The following is a 19,951-nucleotide window of genomic DNA, read 5'->3' as shown; positions in this document are numbered from 1 at the left end:
TTTCCCGGAGCACCGTGAAGACGGCATCGAATGCCGGTCGGACGAGGAGCCAACGACGTGACCGAAACGCACCAGACGCATGGGGCTGCGACCCTTGATGCGACGGGCGTAGTCGAACCGTCTCCCGTGCCTTCCCTCTCCGACGAATCTACGCTCCCCGAATTACGGGATATCCCCCAGGCTACGGTGACTCGCCTCGCGACTTACCTGCGGGTCCTCGGAGTGTTCGCCGATCGTGGCATGACGACCGTGTCGAGTGAGGAACTCGCCGCGGCTTCGGGTGTGGGATCTGCCAAGCTCCGCAAGGACCTTTCCTTCTTGGGGCCGAACGGTGTCCGTGGCGTCGGCTATGACGTAACCCGTTTGCGTGCCCGCATCGAATGCACGCTCGGTCTGGACCGCGGGCACAACGTGGTCCTCGTCGGCGTCGGAAACCTCGGTCAGGCGCTCGCTCGCTATCCCGGGTTCGGCCGTCGCGGATTCTCCATGGTCGGCCTGTTCGACAGCGATCCTGCGAGGGTCGGTATGCCGGTCGGCGACCTAGAGGTGCGGCATGTCGACGAACTCGAACAGGCGTGCCTGGAACTCGAAGCCACTCTCGGTGTCATCTCGACGCCGGACGAGGCGGTCCAGGAAGTGGCCGACCGTCTTGTCGGTGCCGGATTGCGCTGCATTCTCAGCTTCTCCCCGACGTTGCTCGACGTTCCTGATCATGTAGAGACGCGTCACGTCGACCTCGCGGTCGAAATGCAGGTTCTCTCGTTCAACAGCGCACGCAATACCGAAACCGGGCCAACCCGGAACAGGGAATCGTCTACGGCGGCACCCAGTGTGCACATCGGGCATTCCGCTCTCTCTTCCACCTCATCAAGGAATGGATCAGTGATCGCGCCGTGAGTGTTCTGCTTGTTGGGGTCTCGCACAGGACGGCCCCTGTGCCGGTCCTCGAACGAGTCGCCGTAACCGACACCGATCGACCGAAGTTGATCGACAAACTTCTGGCGTCGGCTCACATCTCGGAGGCCATGGTTGTCTCCACCTGCAACCGGGTGGAGATCTACGCCGCCGTCGACGCGTTTCACGGTGCGCTGACCGACGTCGGCGAATTGCTTGCGGACCATTCCGGTCTGGACCTCACCGACCTGCATCAGCACGCCTATGTGCGGTACAGCGACGCCGCGGCGGAGCACCTGTTCGCGGTGGCCAGCGGACTCGATTCGATGGTGATCGGTGAGCAGCAGATCCTGGGCCAGATCAGGACTGCGTATGCAGCGTCCGACGCCCAGCAGGCTGCGGGTCGTACGCTCCACGAACTCGCTCAACAGGCTCTGCGCGTTGGAAAACGGGTGCATTCGGAGACTGGCATCGATGCCGCCGGTGCGTCCGTCGTGTCGGTGGCGCTCGACCGAGCGGCCGGAATCGTCGGAAGCGGGGGCTTGGCCGGGCGCAACGCCGTTGTGGTCGGGGCCGGGTCGATGGGCGGTCTCGCGGTTGCGCACCTCACGCGCGCCGGTATCGGTCGCATCACCGTCGTCAACCGCACCAGAGAGCGAGCGGAGCATTTGGCCGAGACCGCCAGGTCTCACGGCGTCGAGTCCGCCGCCCACATGCTCAGCGAACTCCCTGTGGTGATGGCGCAGGCAGACGTTCTGGTGACCTGCACCGGCGCGGTCGGGGCCGTCGTCACACTCGCGGACGCCCACCGTGCACTGGCGCAACCGGGTCGTGCCGCCGAAAGGCCTCTGGTCATCTGCGATCTCGGGCTGCCTCGCGACGTGGAGCACGCGGTGTCGGGCCTGCCCGGTGTCGCAGTACTCGATATGGAGTCCCTGCAGCGCGATCCTGGGGCGGGCGCCGCGGCATCCGACGCCGAGGCCGCCCGGAACATCGTTGCGAGCGAACTCGGCAACTACCTCGCCGGTCAGAGACTGGCTGAGGTCACGCCCACGGTCACGGCGCTGCGGCAGCGGGCCGCGGACGTGGTCGAAGCCGAACTCGGCAGACTGGACTCTCGCCTGCCTGGGCTCGACGATCCGCAGCGCGAAGAGGTGGCGCGAACCGTCCGGCGAGTGGTCGACAAGCTTCTGCACGCACCCACGGTCCGAATCAAGCAACTTGTTTCCGCGCCCGGTGGCGACTCCTATGCGGCAGCACTGCGGGAACTCTTCGAACTCAGCCCCGGGACCGTCGATGCCGTGGCGAAGCCGACCGATCTCGGCGCCACCGACCTGGCAGGTGGTGACGTTGCGGACCTGGCAGGTGGTGACGTTGCCGACCTGGCAATGCTCGAGAGCCTTGACGGTTTTGCCTCCGGCCGGGACCCGCGCCTGCGACACTTCGTCGCGGGAGACGACCAGGGGAAGGAATCGCAGGCATGAACGCCGTCGGCACCCGCACCCTGCGGATCGGAACCAGGGGGAGCGAGCTTGCCACGACCCAGGCTGGAACCGTCCGGGACGCGCTGATCTCGAGCGGGCACGACGCCGAACTCGTGATCATCGCGACCAAGGGCGATCAGTCGATGGACTCTGTGGAGAAAATCGGGGTCGGCGTCTTCACGGCAGAGCTGCGCGAAGCCCTCTTGGACGGCAGGGTCGATGTGGCAGTGCACTCCTTCAAGGACCTTCCGACCGCCCGCGACGAGCGATTCACCATTGCCGCCATTCCGCCGCGGGAGGACCCTCGCGACGCCCTCGTGGCACGTGACGGGTTGGTTCTCGGTGAACTCCCTGCTGGTTCCAAGATCGGCACCTCCGCCCCGCGGCGCATCTCCCAACTTCGTGCCCTCGGCCTCGGCCTCGATGTCCGTCCGCTGCGCGGCAACCTGCAGCGCCGGCTGGGGAAGGTCGAGTCCGGCGAGTTCGACGCCGTCGTGCTTGCGCGCGCCGGATTGGCGCGGATCGGACGTCTGGATCTGATCACCGAGTCCATCGAGCCCGTTCAGATGCTGCCCGCGCCCGCGCAGGGCGCGCTGGCAGTCGAGTGCCGTTCGGACAACCAGGCGCTCGCCGCGATTCTTGCGGAACTCGACGAGCCACGTAGCCGTGCGGCCGTTACCGCGGAGCGCGCACTACTCGCCGAGCTCGAGGCCGGCTGCACCGCGCCCGTCGGGGCCATCGCCGAGGTCGTCGAATCACTCGACGACGAGGGCAATGTCTTCGATGAACTGTCCGTTCGTGGTTGCGCGGCAGCCATCGACGGTTCCGATGTCATACGCACGGGGGCCGTCGGTTCCCCGGACAACGCTGAAGAACTCGGCCGGTCCGTCGCGAGGGAGCTTCTCGAACTCGGCGCGCGGGATCTGATGAATATCACCGAGGCCGGTGATGCCGATGTTTGATGTGCGAAGGCCGACTGGTCGGCCGATCCGCTTCCCGTCCTCATTTCGACATAAGATCGCACTGGAGAGTTACCGATGAGCCGAGTCCGTAAGAACACCCCCGGACGAATCCTGTTCGTGGGATCGGGACCGGGTGATCCGGCGCTGCTCACCGTTCGCGCGCGCGACGTCCTCGCCGCAGCGGCGCTGGCGTTCACTGACCCGGACGTCGACAAGGGCGTCACGGTTCTGGTGGGTGCCGACTTGGGCGTCGACCCAGAGACTGGTGAGCGAAATGCCGAGGTCCGACCCGCGTTGGGCGAGCCGGCAGAAGTCGCGAAGACCCTCGTCCACGAGGCCAAGAACGGCCATGACGTGGTGCGCTTGGTGTCCGGTGACCCGCTGACCACCGATTCCGTTATCGCCGAAGTCGCCGCCGTCGCCCGGACCCAGGTGCAGTTCGAGGTCCTGCCGGGTCTGCCGTCCGCTTCCTCTGTGCCCTCCTACGCAGGTATGGCGCTCGGCTCAGGACACACGGAGGCCGATGTTCGAGGTGAGGTCGACTGGCCCGCACTCGCGGCCGCACCCGGACCGCTCGTGCTGCACGCCACGTCTGGGCACCTCGCCGAGACTGCAAGCGCCCTCGTCGAACACGGCCTGGCGCCGCAAACTCCGGTTGCCATCACGGTCCGAGGTACTACCAGGCAGCAGCGCACTGTCGAGGCAACGCTCGCCACGTTGAACGAGGCCGGTTCCGAACTCGTCGGGCCGCTGATCGTCACGGTCGGCAAGGTCGTCTCCCAGCGCAACAAGATGTCGTGGTGGGAGTCGAGAGCCTTGTACGGCTGGAAGGTTCTGGTGCCCCGCACCAAGGACCAGGCCGGTGAAATGAGCGACCGTCTCGTCACGCACGGCGCCATCCCGATGGAGGTGCCGACCATCGCTGTCGAGCCACCACGCAGCCCGGCTCAGATGGAGCGCTCGGTCAAGGGTCTGGTCGACGGTCGCTACCAGTGGGTCGTCTTTACCTCCACCAATGCGGTGCGGGCGGTATGGGAGAAGTTCGGGGAGTTCGGACTCGATGCCCGTGCCTTCTCCGGTGTCAAGATCGCCTGCATCGGTGAGGCCACCGCCGCCAAGGTGCGTTCGTTCGGAATCAACCCCGAGCTCGTGCCGACTGGTGAACAGTCGAGCGAAGGTCTGCTAGCCGAGTTCGCGCCGTACGACGACGTGTTCGACCCGGTCAATCGGGTGCTGTTGCCGCGTGCAGACATCGCCACCGAGACCTTGGCCGAGGGCCTGCGTGAGCGTGGCTGGGAGATCGATGACGTCACCGCATACCGCACAGTCCGCGCCGCGCCGCCGCCGGCCGAGACCCGCGAGATGATCAAGACCGGTGGATTCGACGCAGTCTGCTTCACCTCGTCTTCGACGGTGCGGAACTTGGTGGGTATCGCCGGAAAGCCGCATGCGCGCACCCTCGTCGCCTGCATCGGCCCCAAGACAGCCGAGACTGCCATCGAGTTCGGGCTGCGTGTGGACGTCCGACCGGAGACCGCCCAGGTCGGCCCGTTGGTAGAGGCTCTTGCCGAACATGCGGCGCGGCTGCGGGCGGAGGGTGCCTTGCCCCCGCCTCGCAAGAAGTCTCGCGCTCGGCGATAGGCACTGCGCGAGACGTGAGGGGTTGACGAGCGCAGGCTCGTCAACCACCCACAGACCTGACGATGGAGGGCGAGTTCGTGTATCCGACCTACCGACCGAGACGGCTTCGCCGTACACAGGCGCTTCGCAGACTCGTGGCCGAGACTTCGCTCGAACCACGGCATCTAGTGCTGCCGATGTTCGTTGCGGACGGTATCGAAGCGCCACGGGAGATCTCGTCGATGCCCGGCGTCTTCCAGCACACGCCGGACTCGCTGCGGCGTGCGGCTACGCAGGCAGTCGAGGCAGGTGTCGGCGGAATCATGCTCTTCGGCGTGCCCAGGCCCGAAGACAAGGACGGCGACGGTTCGGGTGCTTCTGATCCGGGGGGCATCTTGAACCGTGGATTGCGTTGGCTTGCAGACGAAGTCGGAGACGCAACGGTGATCATGGCAGATACCTGTCTGGACGAGTTCACCGATCACGGTCACTGTGGGGTCCTTGGTGTCGACGGTGTGGTCGACAACGACCTCACGTTGCAACGGTATGTGGATATGGCAGTCGCCCAGGCTGATTCGGGTGCCGATCTACTCGGCCCCAGTGGAATGATGGACGGTCAGGTGGCCGCCATTCGGAGGGCCCTGGACGGCGCGGGCCACACAGACGTCGGGCAATTGGCCTACTCGGCGAAGTACGCTTCGGCGTTCTACGGCCCGTTCCGGGAGGCCGTCGGATCTTCCTTGCAGGGCGATCGCAGAACATACCAGCAGGATCCGGCCAATCGGCGCGAGTCGTTGCGCGAGGTGGACCTCGATCTCACAGAGGGCGCCGACATCGTGATGGTCAAACCGGCGATGTCGTATCTGGATATCGTGCGCGAGACAGCTGATCGTTCGCCGGTACCGGTAGCGGCGTACCAGATCTCGGGTGAGTACTCGATGATCACCGCTGCCGCCCAGAACGGCTGGATCGACAGGGACGCAGCGATCCTCGAATCGCTTACGAGTATCCGCCGCGCAGGCGCCGATATTGTGCTGACCTATTGGGCCACAGAGGCGGCGGGTTGGTTGTGATGCCCTCTGCCGACGCTTCAGTGGCGGCGCGCGCCGGATACGGTAGTTGTCATGACCGAGCAGTGGCCTCCAACTCCGCCTCACCAACAGGGCCCGTCTCCGAATAATCTCCCGTACCCGCCGCCGGTTCCTGAATCGAAGCCCGAGCGTCCGGTTCCGGTGGATGTGGGTACCGCCGCGCAATTGCTGTGGGCGGTTGCGGGCCTGGGTCTTATCCAGGCGCTGGTGGGGACAATCGTGATACTGGGAGAGAAGTCGACGTTCGTCGACCAGTTGCTGAGCGATCCCCGGGTCACGTCGAACGAGATCGACCTGAGCCGCACCGCCGCCGAGAATCTGTTCTACGTGGGGATCGGAGTGCTCGGGGTCTTCATCCTGTTGTTCACCACCCTGTTCTTGCTGTTCGTGCATTTCATGCGGAAAGGTCGAAACTGGGCCAGAATGCTGCTGACGCTCGGCTGCGCGACGATCGTCGCGTGGGCCATCATGGCGGTGTCCGCGACCGGATCGGGCGGCAGCGGCGCACTTGTCCTCGGCGGCGTGCAGATCCTCCAGGCAGTTGCGGCCGTCGGCGCCATCGTGCTGATGCACCGCAAGGACTCCACGGCATACTTCCTACGCTTGCCTCCCTCGGACGAGTAGTTCCGCACATGGCGCAAGTCGAGAGTGTTGAAGGATGGTTCGCTCGTGCCTGACGAAGTGTTGTTCAGTGAGCCAGGGGCCCGCTGGCGGATGGTGGCGTTCGGCCCGATTTTCTGCTTGATCGCGTTGGTCGTCGAACTGTTGACCGGACCCGTGGTGCACTGGTTTGCGCTGCCGTTGTTCGCGGCGCTGCTCAGCGGATTCATCTCAGTTCAGGTAGTGGCGGCACGCAGACACGCCAGTGTGGAATTGACGTCGTCGACGCTGCGGCAAGGTACCGAGGACTTGCCGATCACCGAGATCGTGAAGATCATGCCTCCTGCTGATCCCGAGGCACGCGACCATCAACCGTGGGAGACGGCCCGGTCGCTGGGCGAGCTGTCGGCGGTGCCCCGCCGACGTTCGGGGATCGGGTTGCGCCTGAATAATGGTGCTCTGGTCCAGGCATGGGCAAAGGACGACGAGGGCCTGCGCGAACAACTCGAATCACTGCTTGCAAAATCGACGGGAGGGTCGCGGGAATGAACCGACGGACAGTGACGGTCGCCCTCGAGTGGATCGGGGCTTTGGCCGGACTCGTCCTGGCGGTGTGGTGTTGGAACCTTGCCCAGGTCACCGCTGAGTTCAGCCCCGTGGCGCCCGGTCAGCCCTCCTACGAAGGAACCGAATATTCGGGTGCATGGATCGCGCTCGCCGCGGGGCTGGTCACCGTGTCTGGCCTGTTGGTGATCGATTCTGTGCGCAGGCTCCGATCCGGCCCGGTGGACGAACATGCCGGGCCGTCCTCCCCACCGGACGAGTCTTCCTCACCGGACGAGCCTTCCTCACCGGACGTTCTGGGTCTTGCGGACGGCGTCGGTCCCCGGACCGTCGATCATCGCGGAGCCGAGTAGGGCCTCGGGAACCCCCAACCCCGCGATCAAGGTCTCTGCGTGGGGCCGCAGCGACCGGCAGCGCTCGTTGATGCCCCGCTGCACTGCTTTCGAGCGTTCCACCGACAGGTGCCGATGTTCCATGAACCATGCCTTGTCTTCTTCGATCACGCTCAGTGCGTAGAGGTCGCAGACGTCGCTGAGCACGTCTCGAGCCGCGTCGTCTTCGCATCCGTCGATACCTGCGATGAACGCCTCGAGCACGACTCGGTCGATGTGGGCGTGCGCGGCGTGCAGGACGTGGTCCTGGACGAAGTTGAACGCGTCGAACGGGTTCTCCTCCCGCTTCTGTGCAGCCTGGAGACGCCTGGCCGCCGTCGACAGGAGGTACTGCTCGCGGTCCTCGAACATCGTCAACTGGGTGCCGCGGTTGAAGAGGCTGCCGTCTTCTTCGTTGTCCTGCCGGGTATCGAGGATTGTCTGGATGATCTGCTGGGCTGCGGTTCTGGTCTTTACGAGGTCGGAGACGGTGGTGGCGGCGAAGCGCATCCACTCGACGGGGCTCATTCCCTGTACCTCGTCCGCGTAGGACGTGAGCAATTCCTTGGCGACCAACTGGGTCAGGACGTGGTTGTCTCCCTCGAAGGTGGTGAACACGTCGGTGTCCGCCTTCAACGCCGTCAGCCGGTTCTCGGCCATGTACCCGGCGCTCCCGCAAGCTTCGCGCGCCTCTTGGATCGCGCGGGTGGCGTGCCAGGTGTTCGCGACCTTGAGGCCGGCGGCGCGGCTTTCGAGCTCCCGCTGTGCCTGCGGGTCGGTGTCGTCGTTGCCCTGCACTTCCTGCATCCTGGCGACGAGTTCGTTCTGCGCGAACTGCAACGCGTACGACCGCGCGATCAGCGGGAAGAGTCGGCGCTGGTGGACGAGGTAGTCCATCAGCAGCACCTCCTCCTCGCCCTGGGCTGCGTTGAACTGCCTGCGCTGCAGCGCATATCGAGTAGCGATCGACAACGCGACGCGAGCCGCCGCGCCCGCGGATCCGCCGACGGTGACGCGGCCGCGCACCAATGTGCCCACCATCGTGAAAAAGCGGCGGTTGGCGTTGTCGATCGGCGATGAGTACGTGCCGTCCTCGGCGACCTGCGCGTACCTGTCGAGCAGGTTTTCCCGCGGAATGCGAACGTGGTCGAACATGATTCGGCCGTTGTCTACCCCGGGGAGCCCGCCCTTGTGCCCACAGTCGGACGTGTGGACGCCGGGTAGATCGTTGCCGTCCGCGTCCCGGATCGGCACTACGAAGCAGTGCACGCCCTGTGTCTGGCCGCCGGCCCCTCCGGCGCCACCATCCGGCTCGGTGATCAGCTGTGCGAACACCGCCGCCACGGTCGCGTGCTCTGCGGCCCCGCCGATGTAGTCCTTGCGCGAAGACGGGGTGGGGGAGTGAATGACGAATTCGCCAGTTTCCGCGTCGTAGGTGGCGGTGGTCTCGAGGGCCTGCACGTCACTGCCGTGTCCCGTTTCAGCGGTAGCTAGCGAGGAACCCCGGTCCTTCAGGGCCGGGAGGAATCGCGTCACGTGGTGGGTAGTGCACGAGTAGCCCAACGACCCTGCGTACGTTCGGGTTCTCGGTTGGTGTCGGTGGTCGCTGTTACGGTCCGGGGTGTGAAGCAGGTGGTGCGGGTGAAGTTACTGGCCGACAGTCAGCAACTCGATGCTGTGGTGCGCACCCTGGCCGTCTGCAACGACACCGCCACCCTGGTGGCCCGGATCGCGCACGAGAGGCGGGTGTTCCGGAAACGTGATCTGCGGGCGATCACCTACGCGACCGCCCGTGAGCATGGTGGGTTGGGTGCGCAGGTGGCGCAGTCGGTGATCCGGAAGGTCGCTGACTCGTACACCAGCCTGCGCGCCAATTTGCGGAACGGCAGGTACGGGCCGACAGGCTCCCGGCGCCGGACGCGGGTGGAGAACACGCCGATCCGGTTCCGCCCGGACGCGGCGCAACCGTTCGATGACCGGTGCCTGTCCTGGGGGTACGACCCAAACGACACGGGCGGGGGCAGCGTGTCGATTTGGACGGTCGACGGGCGGGTGAAGAACCTGCGGTTCGTCGGCCACCCCGACCAGGTGGCGATGCTCCGGCAGTACCGGAAGGGGGAAACTGATCTCGTCGTACAGAGAGATCGCCGAGGAACACCGACCGCGTATTTGATCGCCACCTGCGATGTGCCCGACCCCCCGGTCGCCTCCGGGGACCATCTGAACACCCCGGACGGGTGGATCGGGGTGGATTTGGGGATCGTGAACATGGCCGTCGCCTCCGACCGGGAACTTGGTGATCACCTGATCGACACGTTCGGGGACGGCGCCCCGGATGGCCCTGCCGGGCGGGGCGCCGTCAAGGACCGCCGCACCCGCAACCGGGAACTGCGGCACACACTGCAGAGGAAGAACACCAAGTCCGCCAAACGATTGTTGCGGCGTCGGGCTCGGAAGGAAGCCCGGTTCGCCGCCGACGTCAACCACCAGATTTCCAAGAAGGTTGTGGCCGTGGCTGAACGCACCGGACGCGGGATCGCCCTGGAAGACCTTACGGGCATCCGCGAGCGGGTACGGTTTCGCAAGCCCCAACGGGCCACGCACTCGAGTTGGGCGTTCGCGCAACTCGGGGCCTTCATTTCCTACAAGGCCGCCCGGGTGGGGGTGCCGGTGATGTCGGTGGATCCGGCGAACACCAGCCGCCGCTGCATCAGGTGTGGTCATATCGACAAGAAGAACCGGCCCCACCAGGACCGGTTCTGCTGTCTCGACTGCGGTTTCGTTGAACACGCAGATATTGTCGGCTCGCACAACATCGCACACCGAGCCGCCGAGGACTACCGGGCCCAGTCAACGGTCCCTGGCGCGGCGTGACCCTCGACAGCCAGTCGGGTGTTGCAGCTGCAAGCTCAGTCCTTCAGGGCTGAGTAGTTGACATGCTCAGCGGTAGTCGGCATTGCACGACCCTATCGAGCGCCTGTCCGGGAAAGGGGAGTCGGGCTGTTCGACACAGCGGTGTAGACACACCCGCCAAGAGGGGTCGGCTCACGTCTGGGTAGCGACCGCATGCGACACGAGTTGGTAGTGGCGCAGCGGAATTTGGGTCTGCGTCGCGATGACGGTCGAGGATCGCAAGACGTTCTGGCCGTCGACAATTGCGTTGATGACCCGCTGCAGATCCGCATGGTTGCGCGCCACAACACGCACCAGGAGATCTCCGTCGCCGGTTGTCGTGTGTGCCTCGAGCACTTCGGGGATGGCGGCGAGATGCTCGACTACCGCAACGTGTCCCTTGCCCTGCGCGATCTCGAGCGTGGCGAACCCGACCACCGGGAAGCCGAGGGCCGATGGATCGAGCGTGGGTGCCGAACTGATGATCACGCCGGAGCGTTCGAGTCGGTCGAGGCGCGCCTGGACTGTGCCCCGAGCAACCCCCAGGCGCCTCGACGCCTCGAGGACTCCAACCTTCGGTTCGACATGCAGAAGGTCGAGCAGGCGCGCATCGAGTTGATCGATAGGCATGGCACACTCCTGGTCAATATGTGTAGCCGAACCTGTATTGGTTTCCACATTATGTACAGATTGAATAGCGTATTGAAGTACGGTTGCGTAGCTTGGTGATCTGAATCACAGTTATGGGCATGACTACCTCCGATATTCGCTTGACGCCCCGTGAATTGGCTGCGCACCTTGGGGCTGATCAGCTCCAGAAGTTGGTCGGGCTGGTTGAACACGACGATGCCTCGGACCCGTTTCCGGTGGTTGCCATGGATGCTGTGGTGTTCGTCTGCGGCAATGCGACGCAGAGCATGCAGTATTTCGTCTCCACCTGGGGCATGACCCTCGTCGCCTATGCCGGGCCCGAGACGGGTCAGCGCACCCACAAGTCCTATGTGCTCGAATCCGGTGCGGCGCGATTCGTTCTGCACGGCGCGGTCGATCCGAAGAGTCCGCTCGCAGATCATCACCGTGCTCACGGCGACGGCGTGGTGGATTTGGCAATGGAGGTTCTCGACGTCGACCGATGCATCGACCACGCACGATCTCAGGGTGCCACCATCCTGGAGGAACCGCACGACGTCTCGGACGAGTTCGGAACTGTCCGGGTCGCGGCGATCGCCACATATGGCAGTACCCGGCACACGATTGTCGATCGCAGCGGGTACGACGGTCCGTACCTGCCCGGGTTCGTCGCTCGTTCGAGCAGTTTTGCTGCGCGGCCGGGGAAGCCCACACGCTTGTTCCAGGCGATCGACCATGCGGTCGGAAATGTCGAGATGGGGCGGATGGATCACTGGGTCCGGTTCTACAACCGTGTCATGGGCTTCACGAACATGGCCGAATTCGTCGGCGACGACATCGCCACCGAGTACTCCGCGCTGATGTCGAAAGTGGTGGCGAACGGCAATCACCGCGTGAAGTTCCCGCTCAACGAACCCGCAGTGGGGAAGAAGAAGTCGCAGATCGACGAGTATCTGGAGTTCTACGGGGAACCGGGTTGCCAGCACTTGGCCCTGGCAACCGGCGACATCCTGGCGACCGTGGACGCACTACGGGCCGAAGGCGTCGAGTTTCTCGATACCCCGAACACGTACTACGAGGATCCAGAGTTGCGTGCCCGGATAGGGAAAGTGCGGGTGCCGGTCGAGGAATTGCAGAAGCGAGGCGTTCTCGTCGACAGGGACGAGGACGGATACTTGCTGCAGATCTTCACGAAACCGCTCGGCGATCGGCCGACCGTATTCTTCGAACTCATCGAACGGCACGGCTCGCTCGGCTTCGGGGTGGGCAACTTCCGGGCGCTGTTCGAGTCCATCGAACGCGAGCAGGCGGCGCGCGGCAATCTGTGAACTGTAGGTCTGCGCTCAGTGCATCATCTATGAATGGATGACGCAGAGGGAAGATCTTTCGCGGGCAAGGTTGCACTCGTTACGGGCGCGTCTTCGGGGCTCGGGCTGGCGGTGGCGCGAGTACTGACGAACAGGGGAGCGCACGTCTTCGGTGTCGCGCGTGGCGGGGATGCTTTGCGCGAGGCCATGATCGACGTCGCTGGTGCGGATGGGGAGAGGCGCTACGCGGAAACGAACGTCGCCTCGTCCGAGGAGTGCGCCGCAGCCGTGGCCTCCTGTGTGTCCGCGCTCGGTGGTCTTGATGTGCTCGTCAACGTAGCCGGCGCGCACACTCTCCGGCACACCGCTGACGTCACTGACGAGGACTGGGCCCGCGACCTGGCCGTGAATCTGAACGGGCCGTTCTATCTGTCACGTGCCGCGTTGCCTCATCTGCTCGAGAGGGGAGGCAACATCGTCAACGTCGCTTCCGTAGCCGGACTCGAGGGACAGGCGTACTCCGCTGGCTACTGTGCCGCCAAACATGGGCTGGTGGGTCTTACGCGAGCCATGGCACTCGAGTTCGCCGGCGCTCCGCTGCGGATCAACGCCATTTGTCCCGGCGGGATGATGACCCCGCAGGTCTCAAATTTCGTGTTCCCGGAGGGCGTCGACTTCGATCTCGTCATGAAATCGGCAGGACCTCGCGGCCTGATGGAGCCCGAGGACGTGGCGAAGATGGTGGCGTTCGTCGCGTCCGACGACGCCGCGGCCGTCCACGGTGCCGTGTACGCGGTGGACAATGGGAAAATGGCATGAGCGAAGATGGCATGAGCCTGGTCAGCGGTCCGATATTCCAGATCTGCTGGGTAGTCGAAGACATCGTCGCGGCGGAGGAGCACTTCACGGAGCACTTCGGCGTCGCGCGATGGCTGCGCCTGCCGGACGTGCATTTCGGCCCGGATCAGTGCACCTACCGGGGACGCCCCGCGGACTATGTGGTCCACGTGTCGCTCGGGTACGCAGGTGGGCAGCAACTCGAACTCATCCAGCCCGTGTCGGGGCAGAGTCTCTACACGGAACATCTCGAGAGAAGTGGTCCGGGGGTCCACCACATGGCATGGGTCCCCCACGACTTCGAGGCCACCCTCGCCGAGGCGGGCCGCCGCGGTCTGCCCGTCGTCGCACAGGGGCGCTTCGAGGGTGTGGGGATGGAGTTCGCCTATCTCGATGCCGGTCCCCTCGGCGGCTACGTGGAACTGATGAAGCTCTCGGACGAAATGCGGGCCCTGTTCGATTCGTTGGTTCCGGAATCGCCGAAGGGGTGAATCACGTCACCAACTACACCCTGTCGTTGGCAAATCCGACAGAACTGGGACACTAGAGATCGTGATTGATCGCCCCGGTGACCGCGACGTGCATGCCTCTCGCTCCGTTCAGCTCTTCGAGAAGGCGGATCTGGTCATTCCCGGCGGTGTCAATTCTCCGGTGCGGGCCTTCCATTCCGTGGGCGGTACCCCGCGATTCATCAAAGAGGCGGCCGGGTACACACTCACCGACGTCGATGGCAACGATTACGTCGACCTCATCTGTTCGTGGGGGCCGATGATCCTCGGGCACGCGCACCCGGCTGTTGTCGAGGCGGTGCGGGCTGCCGCCACCACCGGTCTATCGTTCGGCGCCCCCACGGCAGGGGAGATCGAACTGGCCGAGGAGATCGTCGCCCGGGTGGCACCGGTCGAGAAGGTGCGGCTGGTCAACTCGGGTACCGAGGCCACGATGAGCGCGGTCCGGTTGGCCCGCGGTTTCACAGGGCGAACCAAGGTCGTCAAGTTCTCCGGTTGCTACCACGGACACGTCGATGCACTGCTCGCGGATGCCGGTTCGGGTCTTGCGACCTTCGGCCTCCCGACATCGCCGGGGGTGACCGGTGCCCAGGCCGAGGACACCATTGTTCTTCCTTACAACGATCTCGACGCAGTAGCTCAGGCGTTTGCTGCGAACGAGGGCGCGATCGCGTGCGTGATCACCGAAGCCGCCGCCGGCAACATGGGGGCAATACCCCCCGAGCCGGGATTCAACGAGGGGCTTCGATCGCTCACCCGGGACAACGGCGCGCTGCTCATCATGGACGAAGTGATGACGGGATTCCGCGTCAGTGCCGCAGGTTGGTACGGACTCGACGGGGTCGCCGGTGACCTCTACACGTTCGGCAAGGTGATGAGCGGAGGTCTGCCCGCCGCCGCATTCGGTGGCCGCGCCGACGTCATGGCGCATCTCGCGCCTGCCGGGCCCGTCTACCAGGCGGGCACCCTGTCCGGGAACCCGGTCGCGGTTGCCGCCGGACTCGCCAGCCTGCGTGCGGCAGACCAGGGTGTGTACGACGCACTCGAGCGCAACAGTGCGACGCTGCGAGGTTTGCTCTCTGACGCGCTGACGGCCGAGGGTGTGCCGCACCGTGTGCAGACGGCCGGAACGATGCTCAGCGTCTTCTTCACCGAGGATCCGGTCACCAACTACGCCGAGGCGAAGGCCGCGCAGACGTGGCGCTTCCCGGCGTTTTTCCACGGCCTGCTCTCGCGCGGTGTGTACCCGCCGCCGAGCGCCTTCGAGGCGTGGTTCGTCTCCGCCGCCATGGACGACAACGCCTTCTCGATCATCGCCGATGCCCTGCCGCACGCAGCGAAGGCCGCCGCAGCGGCCACTCGGCCCTGATGTGTCCGCAGCAGGTGGCCACCGACGGCCCCATCGATCAACTGACGCCCGCACCTACCCGAGGAACTTCAAACGTGACAGATGCCGGTCATCCCGACCACACACAGACCCGCACCATCGTGCATGTGCTTCGGCACGGCGAGGTGCACAACCCGCGTGGAATCCTCTATGGCAGGCTTCCCGGGTTCAAGCTGTCGGTGACGGGGGAGGGCCAGGCCCGTGCGGTCGCGTCGGTCCTGGCCAAGCACGACATCACTCACGTAGCAGCATCGCCTCTGCAGAGGGCGCAGGAGACTGCGGCCCCGATTGCCGCCGCCCACGGAGTCGAGATCGTGACCGACGAGAACCTGATCGAGGCGGGCAACGAGTTCGAGGGCCTCAAGGTTTCGGTCGGCGACGGGGCACTGTCCCGCCCGCGGCACTGGTGGAAGCTCCGCAATCCGTTCACCCCCTCGTGGGGCGAGCCGTACCTGCAGATCGCGCACCGCATGCTGGCGGCGGTGAACAGCGCGCGCGTCTGCGCGGTTGGACACGAGGCCGTGGTCGTCAGTCACCAGCTGCCGGTCTGGACTCTGCGGCGTTTTCTGCAAGGTGACCGGCTGTGGCACGACCCGCGCCATCGTCAATGCGGCCTCGCGTCGTTGACGTCGCTCGTCTATGAGGGTGACACCCTCGTGGACATCGTGTATTCGGAGCCCGCGGGCGCGTCGGATCCGAGGGTGACCGGGGCATGAAACGGGGACGCTTGGCGGGGTTTGCCGCGATGGTGGGTGCGGCTGTCGTGCTGCTCTCGGCGTGCGCGTCCGGCGACGACGCGGTGGCACAGGGCGGCACCTTCGACTTTGTGTCTCCGGGCGGCAAGACCGAGATCTTCTACGATCCGCCGGCCGATCGCGGGGCCATCGGCGCTCTCTCCGGACCCGACCTGATGGAAGAGGGAAGGACCACCTCACTCGACGAATTCGACGGTCAGGTCGTGGTCATCAACGTGTGGGGTCAGTGGTGCGCTCCGTGTCGGAGCGAGGCCAGCCACCTCGAGGAGGTCTACGAGGAAACCAAGAACCAAGGGGTCGCGTTCCTCGGGATCAATGTGCGGGACAACCAGCAGGACAAGGCGCAGGACTTCGTGATCGACAACAAGATCTCGTATCCGTCGATCTACGACCCGGCAATGCGGACGTTGATCGCGCTCGGCCGTAACTACCCGACGAGCGTCGTCCCCACCACGATGGTGCTCGACCGGGACCACCGCGTCGCCGCGGTGTTCCTCAAGGAACTGCTGGCCGAGGATCTGAAACCGGTGGTCGAACGGGTGGCTCAGGAATCGTGAGTACCAGCACCACTATTCTTGCCGGCGGCATCGGCGAGGCCTTTGGGTCCACTGCCGTGTCCGGGCCGCTGGTGCTCGCGTTCGGTGCGTGCATCCTCGCCGGTCTCGTGTCGTTCGCGTCGCCCTGCGTTGTGCCCCTCGTACCCGGCTACCTGTCCTACCTCGCCGGTGTGGTCGGGGCGGACGCTCCAGCCGTCACTGCGGAGGAGGCGGCCGTTCGGACGAAAACACTCTCCGACGGCCGGCTTCGGGTTGCGGGTGCCGCGGGCTTGTTCGTGGCCGGTTTCACAGTCGTGTTCGTGCTGGCCACGGCATCCGTGTTCGGTGCCATCTCGGCACTCGCGATCAACCGTGACATCCTGATGCGGGTCGGCGGCGTCGTCACCATCGCAATGGGTCTGGTGTTCATCGGGTTGGTGCCTGCTCTTCAGAAAGACACCCGGCTCGAGCCGAGGCGCATTTCCAGCCTGGCCGGGGCGCCCCTGCTCGGCGGTGTGTTCGCGCTGGGCTGGACCCCGTGCCTCGGCCCCACACTGGCCGGCGTCATCTCCATCACCGCAGGCACCGAGGGAGCCACCGCGGCGCGCGGTGTCACCCTGATCGTCGCGTACTGCCTCGGCCTCGGGCTGCCGTTCGTGATCCTGGCGCTCGGATCGTCGCGTGCGTTGCGCGGCGTCGGATGGCTTCGCCGCAACTCACGAACCATTCAAGTCTTCGGCGGAATCATGCTGGTGGCAGTAGGTATTGCCTTGGTCACCGGCGCATGGGACCTGTTCGTCAGCTGGATCCGCGACGCCTTCATCACGGATGTGATTCTGCCGATATGAGCGAAACCGAGACTCGACCGAGAATCGAATCTGCCCCGGTTCCACGTCAATCCCTGCCTCGCCGAGCGATGGCTGAGGTCCGCAACACCTGGCGTGGGCTGACGTCCATGCGGACGGCACTCGTGCTGCTCTTCCTGTTGGCGCTCGCGGCAATTCCGGGCGCCTTGCTGCCACAGCGCAGTCTCAACGAGGGCAAGGTCAACGAGTACATCGCGAACCGGCCCACGCTCGGCCCCTGGATGGACAAGCTCGAACTGTTCGACGTATTCGGCAGTTTCTGGTTCACCGCCATCTACGTCCTGCTATTCATCTCCCTGGTCGGCTGCATCCTGCCCCGGTGCGTCGAGCACGCGAAGGCGTTGCGGACCCGTCCGGTGCCGGCACCCCGCAACCTTTCTCGGCTTCCCCATCACCGCGAGGACCGGGTCGACGAGACGCCCGAGGAACTCGCCAGGCGCGTTCGCGCCCAGCTGAAGGGGTGGCGAGTCGAGACCCGCGAGGGCGTCCGCCGTGAGTCCGGAGAGGGTGAGATCACCCTCTCCGCAGAGAAGGGATACCTGCGCGAATTCGGCAATCTCGTCTTTCACCTCTCCCTCGTAGGCCTGCTGGTCGCGGTCGCCGCGGGAAAGCTGTTGGGCTACGAGGGCAACGTCATTGTGGTCGCCAACAACGGGCCCGGATTCTGCACTACGTCTCCCGCGGTCTTCGACTCGTTCCGGGCCGGGAACACGCAGGATGGAACGGGTATGACGCCGATGTGCATCAGGGTGAAGGACTTCACCGCCGACTACCTCGACAACGGGCAGGCGGAGATGTTCACGTCCAACATCGAGTATCAGGCTGGAGCCGACCTCGACTCGAACACCTGGCGCGAGCGCCAACTGCAGGTCAACCACCCGCTCCGTGTCGCAGGAGACCGCGTCTATCTGCAGGGCCACGGGTATGCGCCGACGTTCACCGTCACCTTCCCGGACGGGCAGACGAGGACCGAGACGTTGCAGTGGCAACCGGACGATGCGGTCACATTCCTCAGTAGCGGGGCCATGCGTTTCGACCCGCCCGGTGGTTTGTACCCCGATGCGGACGAGCGACGGAAGAACCAGATCGCGATCGAAGGCCTGTTCGCCCCGACCGCTCTGTTCCATGGAGACCTACTGTCGTCGAGTTTCCCCGCGATGAACGACCCGGCCGTCGCGATCGACATCTACAAGGGTGACACCGGCCTCGACACCGGCAATCCGCAGTCGATCTTCACGCTGAATTCCGAACTGATCAACCAGGGTCGGCTGGTCAAGCAGGACCGGGTGAACCTGATGCCGGGGGAGAGCGCAACGCTCGACGACGGCACGCAGGTGCGTTTCGACGGCGCCGTCGATTTCGTCAACTTGCAGGTGTCGCACGATCCTGCGCAGCAATGGGTGCTGGTGTCGGCGCTGACGATGATGGCAGGACTGCTCGTCTCGCTGCTGGTCAAGCGTCGGCGTATCTGGGCCCGCATCTACCCCGCGGATGCTTCGGATCCAGGCCCACGACGTACCGTAGTAGAGCTTGGTGGGCTCGCCCGGACCGATCAGGCCGGGTGGGGCGACGAGTTCGACCGGCTCTGCACTCGTCTGCTCGAGGAAGACACGAAGCCTGATTCGCAGGAGAGGCAACGATGACGATCAATGAGACTCTGGCGCAGTACAGCGACTGGGCCTTCCAATCAGCCTTCGCTGTGCTGTTGCTGGCGCTCATTCTGCTCATCGTGCAGTACGCGTCCACGCGCGCGCAGGCCGTGCAAGAGAAGGAACTCGTATCGGTTGGAACCGCTGGAACGTCGGCAGATGCCGCCGACGTTCCCGGGCGTGTGGCACCCAAGCCAGGAAAGCCGATGTCCGAACGGTTCGGGGGCATGGGTTCCGCGGTACTCGTCGTCGGCACGGTCCTGATCATTGCCGCGATCGTGCTGCGTGGGTTGTCCGCAGGCCGGTTCCCGCTCGGCAACATGTACGAGTTCGTCACCATGTCCTGCGCGGCAGCACTCGTCGTCGGACTCGCTATGTTGTCCAAGCCCGCGGATCGGCCGATGTGGGTATTCCTGCTCGTCCCGGTGCTGATTCTGATGTTCCTCGCCGGTACGGTGCTGTACGCGGATTCCGCACCGGTGGTTCCCGCACTGCGGTCGTACTGGCTGCCTATCCACGTCACGATCGTGAGCGTGGGCTCAGGCGTGTTCCTGGTATCGGGCGTTGCGAGCCTGATGTTCCTGCTCCGAATGCGCTACCCGCGATCAGAAGAGGGAACCGGAGTCTTCGCCCAGATCGCGAAGCGGCTGCCCGACGCTGAGAAGCTGGACCGGTTGGCGTACAAGACCACCATCATCGGGTTCCCGCTCTTCGGGGCCGGTGTGATCCTCGGTGCCATCTGGGCCGAGGCCGCGTGGGGTCGTTTCTGGGGCTGGGACCCGAAGGAGACGGTCTCGTTCATCGCGTGGGTCATCTACGCCGCCTACCTCCATGCGCGTGCGACCTCCGGGTGGCGCGAGACGAAGGCGGCGTGGATCAACATCGCGGGCTTCGTAGCCATGCTGTTCAATCTGTTCATCATCAACATGGTGGTATCGGGGCTGCATTCGTACGCAGGCCTGAACTGACCGATTTCGATCGGCTGGTATCGTTCCGC

At 65.0% G+C, this 19,951-nt stretch carries 19 protein-coding genes and 1 pseudogene; 18 read left to right on the top strand and 2 right to left on the bottom strand.

Going from position 1 to position 19,951, the window contains the following annotated elements:
* Nucleotides 1–30: 30 nt before the first annotated feature.
* The 8 genes from BFN03_RS12660 (at nucleotide 31) to BFN03_RS12625 (ending at nucleotide 7,568) form a co-directional block, all read left to right on the top strand.
* Complete coding sequence (locus BFN03_RS12660) at nucleotides 31–897, top strand: redox-sensing transcriptional repressor Rex (protein ID WP_070379287.1); 867 nt, start codon at nucleotides 31–33, stop codon at nucleotides 895–897.
* On the top strand, nucleotides 894–2,378 hold the full coding sequence (locus BFN03_RS12655) for a glutamyl-tRNA reductase (RefSeq protein WP_070379286.1): 1,485 nt from the start codon (nucleotides 894–896) through the stop codon (nucleotides 2,376–2,378). Before BFN03_RS12660 ends, BFN03_RS12655 begins: the two co-directional genes overlap by 4 nt.
* On the top strand, nucleotides 2,375–3,340 hold the full coding sequence (gene hemC / locus BFN03_RS12650) for a hydroxymethylbilane synthase (protein WP_070379285.1): 966 nt from the start codon (nucleotides 2,375–2,377) through the stop codon (nucleotides 3,338–3,340). The genes BFN03_RS12655 and hemC overlap by 4 nt, the downstream gene beginning before the upstream one ends.
* Before the next feature lie 75 nt (nucleotides 3,341–3,415).
* Nucleotides 3,416–4,981 (top strand): uroporphyrinogen-III synthase, encoded by a 1,566-nt coding sequence (locus BFN03_RS12645; RefSeq protein WP_070379284.1) that lies wholly within the window; start codon nucleotides 3,416–3,418, stop codon nucleotides 4,979–4,981.
* A 77-nt stretch (nucleotides 4,982–5,058) separates the two neighbouring features.
* Entirely contained in the window at nucleotides 5,059–6,033 is a 975-nt protein-coding gene (hemB, locus tag BFN03_RS12640) for a porphobilinogen synthase (protein ID WP_070380888.1), read from the top strand.
* Between the two features lie 51 nt (nucleotides 6,034–6,084).
* Nucleotides 6,085–6,675: a hypothetical protein gene (locus BFN03_RS12635; RefSeq protein ID WP_070379283.1), complete on the top strand. Its 591-nt coding sequence runs from the start codon at nucleotides 6,085–6,087 to the stop codon at nucleotides 6,673–6,675.
* Between the two features lie 90 nt (nucleotides 6,676–6,765).
* On the top strand, nucleotides 6,766–7,200 hold the full coding sequence (locus BFN03_RS12630; RefSeq protein ID WP_070380887.1) for a hypothetical protein: 435 nt from the start codon (nucleotides 6,766–6,768) through the stop codon (nucleotides 7,198–7,200).
* Nucleotides 7,197–7,568, top strand: a complete 372-nt coding sequence (locus BFN03_RS12625; RefSeq protein ID WP_070379282.1) for a hypothetical protein — start codon at nucleotides 7,197–7,199, stop codon at nucleotides 7,566–7,568. Before BFN03_RS12630 ends, BFN03_RS12625 begins: the two co-directional genes overlap by 4 nt.
* On the opposite strand, the pseudogene BFN03_RS12620 reads toward BFN03_RS12625, so the two are convergent.
* Nucleotides 7,500–9,077 (bottom strand): annotated as a pseudogene (locus BFN03_RS12620) (acyl-CoA dehydrogenase family protein); the annotation flags it as partial. The gene BFN03_RS12625 and the pseudogene BFN03_RS12620 sit on opposite strands and share 69 nt — an antisense overlap.
* A 132-nt stretch (nucleotides 9,078–9,209) precedes the next feature.
* Here BFN03_RS12620 and BFN03_RS12615 point away from each other — a divergent pair.
* Nucleotides 9,210–10,460: an RNA-guided endonuclease InsQ/TnpB family protein gene (locus BFN03_RS12615; protein ID WP_070380886.1), complete on the top strand. Its 1,251-nt coding sequence runs from the start codon at nucleotides 9,210–9,212 to the stop codon at nucleotides 10,458–10,460.
* 171 nt (nucleotides 10,461–10,631) lie between these two features.
* Here the strand turns inward: BFN03_RS12615 and BFN03_RS12610 are convergent, their stop codons facing one another.
* On the bottom strand, nucleotides 10,632–11,108 hold the full coding sequence (locus BFN03_RS12610; protein ID WP_070379281.1) for an Lrp/AsnC family transcriptional regulator: 477 nt from the start codon (nucleotides 11,106–11,108) through the stop codon (nucleotides 10,632–10,634).
* Between the two features lie 119 nt (nucleotides 11,109–11,227).
* Between BFN03_RS12610 and hppD the strand changes: the two genes are divergently transcribed.
* The 9 genes from hppD to ccsB all read left to right on the top strand — a co-directional run bounded on the left by hppD (nucleotide 11,228) and on the right by ccsB (nucleotide 19,922).
* Complete coding sequence (gene hppD / locus BFN03_RS12605) at nucleotides 11,228–12,436, top strand: 4-hydroxyphenylpyruvate dioxygenase (RefSeq protein WP_070380885.1); 1,209 nt, start codon at nucleotides 11,228–11,230, stop codon at nucleotides 12,434–12,436.
* Between the two features lie 33 nt (nucleotides 12,437–12,469).
* Nucleotides 12,470–13,234 carry an SDR family NAD(P)-dependent oxidoreductase gene (locus BFN03_RS12600; RefSeq protein WP_070379280.1) on the top strand — a complete coding sequence of 255 codons (765 nt, stop codon included), beginning with the start codon at nucleotides 12,470–12,472 and terminating at the stop codon, nucleotides 13,232–13,234.
* Nucleotides 13,235–13,245: 11 nt separating this feature from the next.
* Complete coding sequence (locus tag BFN03_RS12595; RefSeq protein ID WP_070380884.1) at nucleotides 13,246–13,743, top strand: VOC family protein; 498 nt, start codon at nucleotides 13,246–13,248, stop codon at nucleotides 13,741–13,743.
* 61 nt (nucleotides 13,744–13,804) lie between these two features.
* Nucleotides 13,805–15,130, top strand: a complete 1,326-nt coding sequence (hemL, locus tag BFN03_RS12590) for a glutamate-1-semialdehyde 2,1-aminomutase (RefSeq protein ID WP_070379279.1) — start codon at nucleotides 13,805–13,807, stop codon at nucleotides 15,128–15,130.
* A gap of 74 nt (nucleotides 15,131–15,204) precedes the next feature.
* Nucleotides 15,205–15,864: a histidine phosphatase family protein gene (locus BFN03_RS12585; RefSeq protein ID WP_070380883.1), complete on the top strand. Its 660-nt coding sequence runs from the start codon at nucleotides 15,205–15,207 to the stop codon at nucleotides 15,862–15,864.
* The gene (locus tag BFN03_RS12580) at nucleotides 15,861–16,460 is read left to right on the top strand and encodes a TlpA disulfide reductase family protein (protein ID WP_070379278.1); all 600 of its coding nucleotides are present in this window, start codon (nucleotides 15,861–15,863) and stop codon (nucleotides 16,458–16,460) included. Before BFN03_RS12585 ends, BFN03_RS12580 begins: the two co-directional genes overlap by 4 nt.
* Nucleotides 16,457–17,287, top strand: a complete 831-nt coding sequence (locus tag BFN03_RS12575; RefSeq protein WP_070379277.1) for a cytochrome c biogenesis CcdA family protein — start codon at nucleotides 16,457–16,459, stop codon at nucleotides 17,285–17,287. Before BFN03_RS12580 ends, BFN03_RS12575 begins: the two co-directional genes overlap by 4 nt.
* Nucleotides 17,284–18,948 carry a cytochrome c biogenesis protein ResB gene (gene resB, locus BFN03_RS12570; RefSeq protein ID WP_070379276.1) on the top strand — a complete coding sequence of 555 codons (1,665 nt, stop codon included), beginning with the start codon at nucleotides 17,284–17,286 and terminating at the stop codon, nucleotides 18,946–18,948. The genes BFN03_RS12575 and resB overlap by 4 nt, the downstream gene beginning before the upstream one ends.
* Nucleotides 18,945–19,922, top strand: a complete 978-nt coding sequence (ccsB, locus tag BFN03_RS12565) for a c-type cytochrome biogenesis protein CcsB (RefSeq protein WP_070379275.1) — start codon at nucleotides 18,945–18,947, stop codon at nucleotides 19,920–19,922. The genes resB and ccsB overlap by 4 nt, the downstream gene beginning before the upstream one ends.
* Nucleotides 19,923–19,951 lie beyond the last annotated feature (29 nt).

It is taken from the genome of Rhodococcus sp. WMMA185 (genome assembly GCF_001767395.1).
Lineage (GTDB): Bacteria > Actinomycetota > Actinomycetes > Mycobacteriales > Mycobacteriaceae > Rhodococcus_F.
This window is presented reverse-complemented; position numbering and strand designations above follow the sequence as displayed.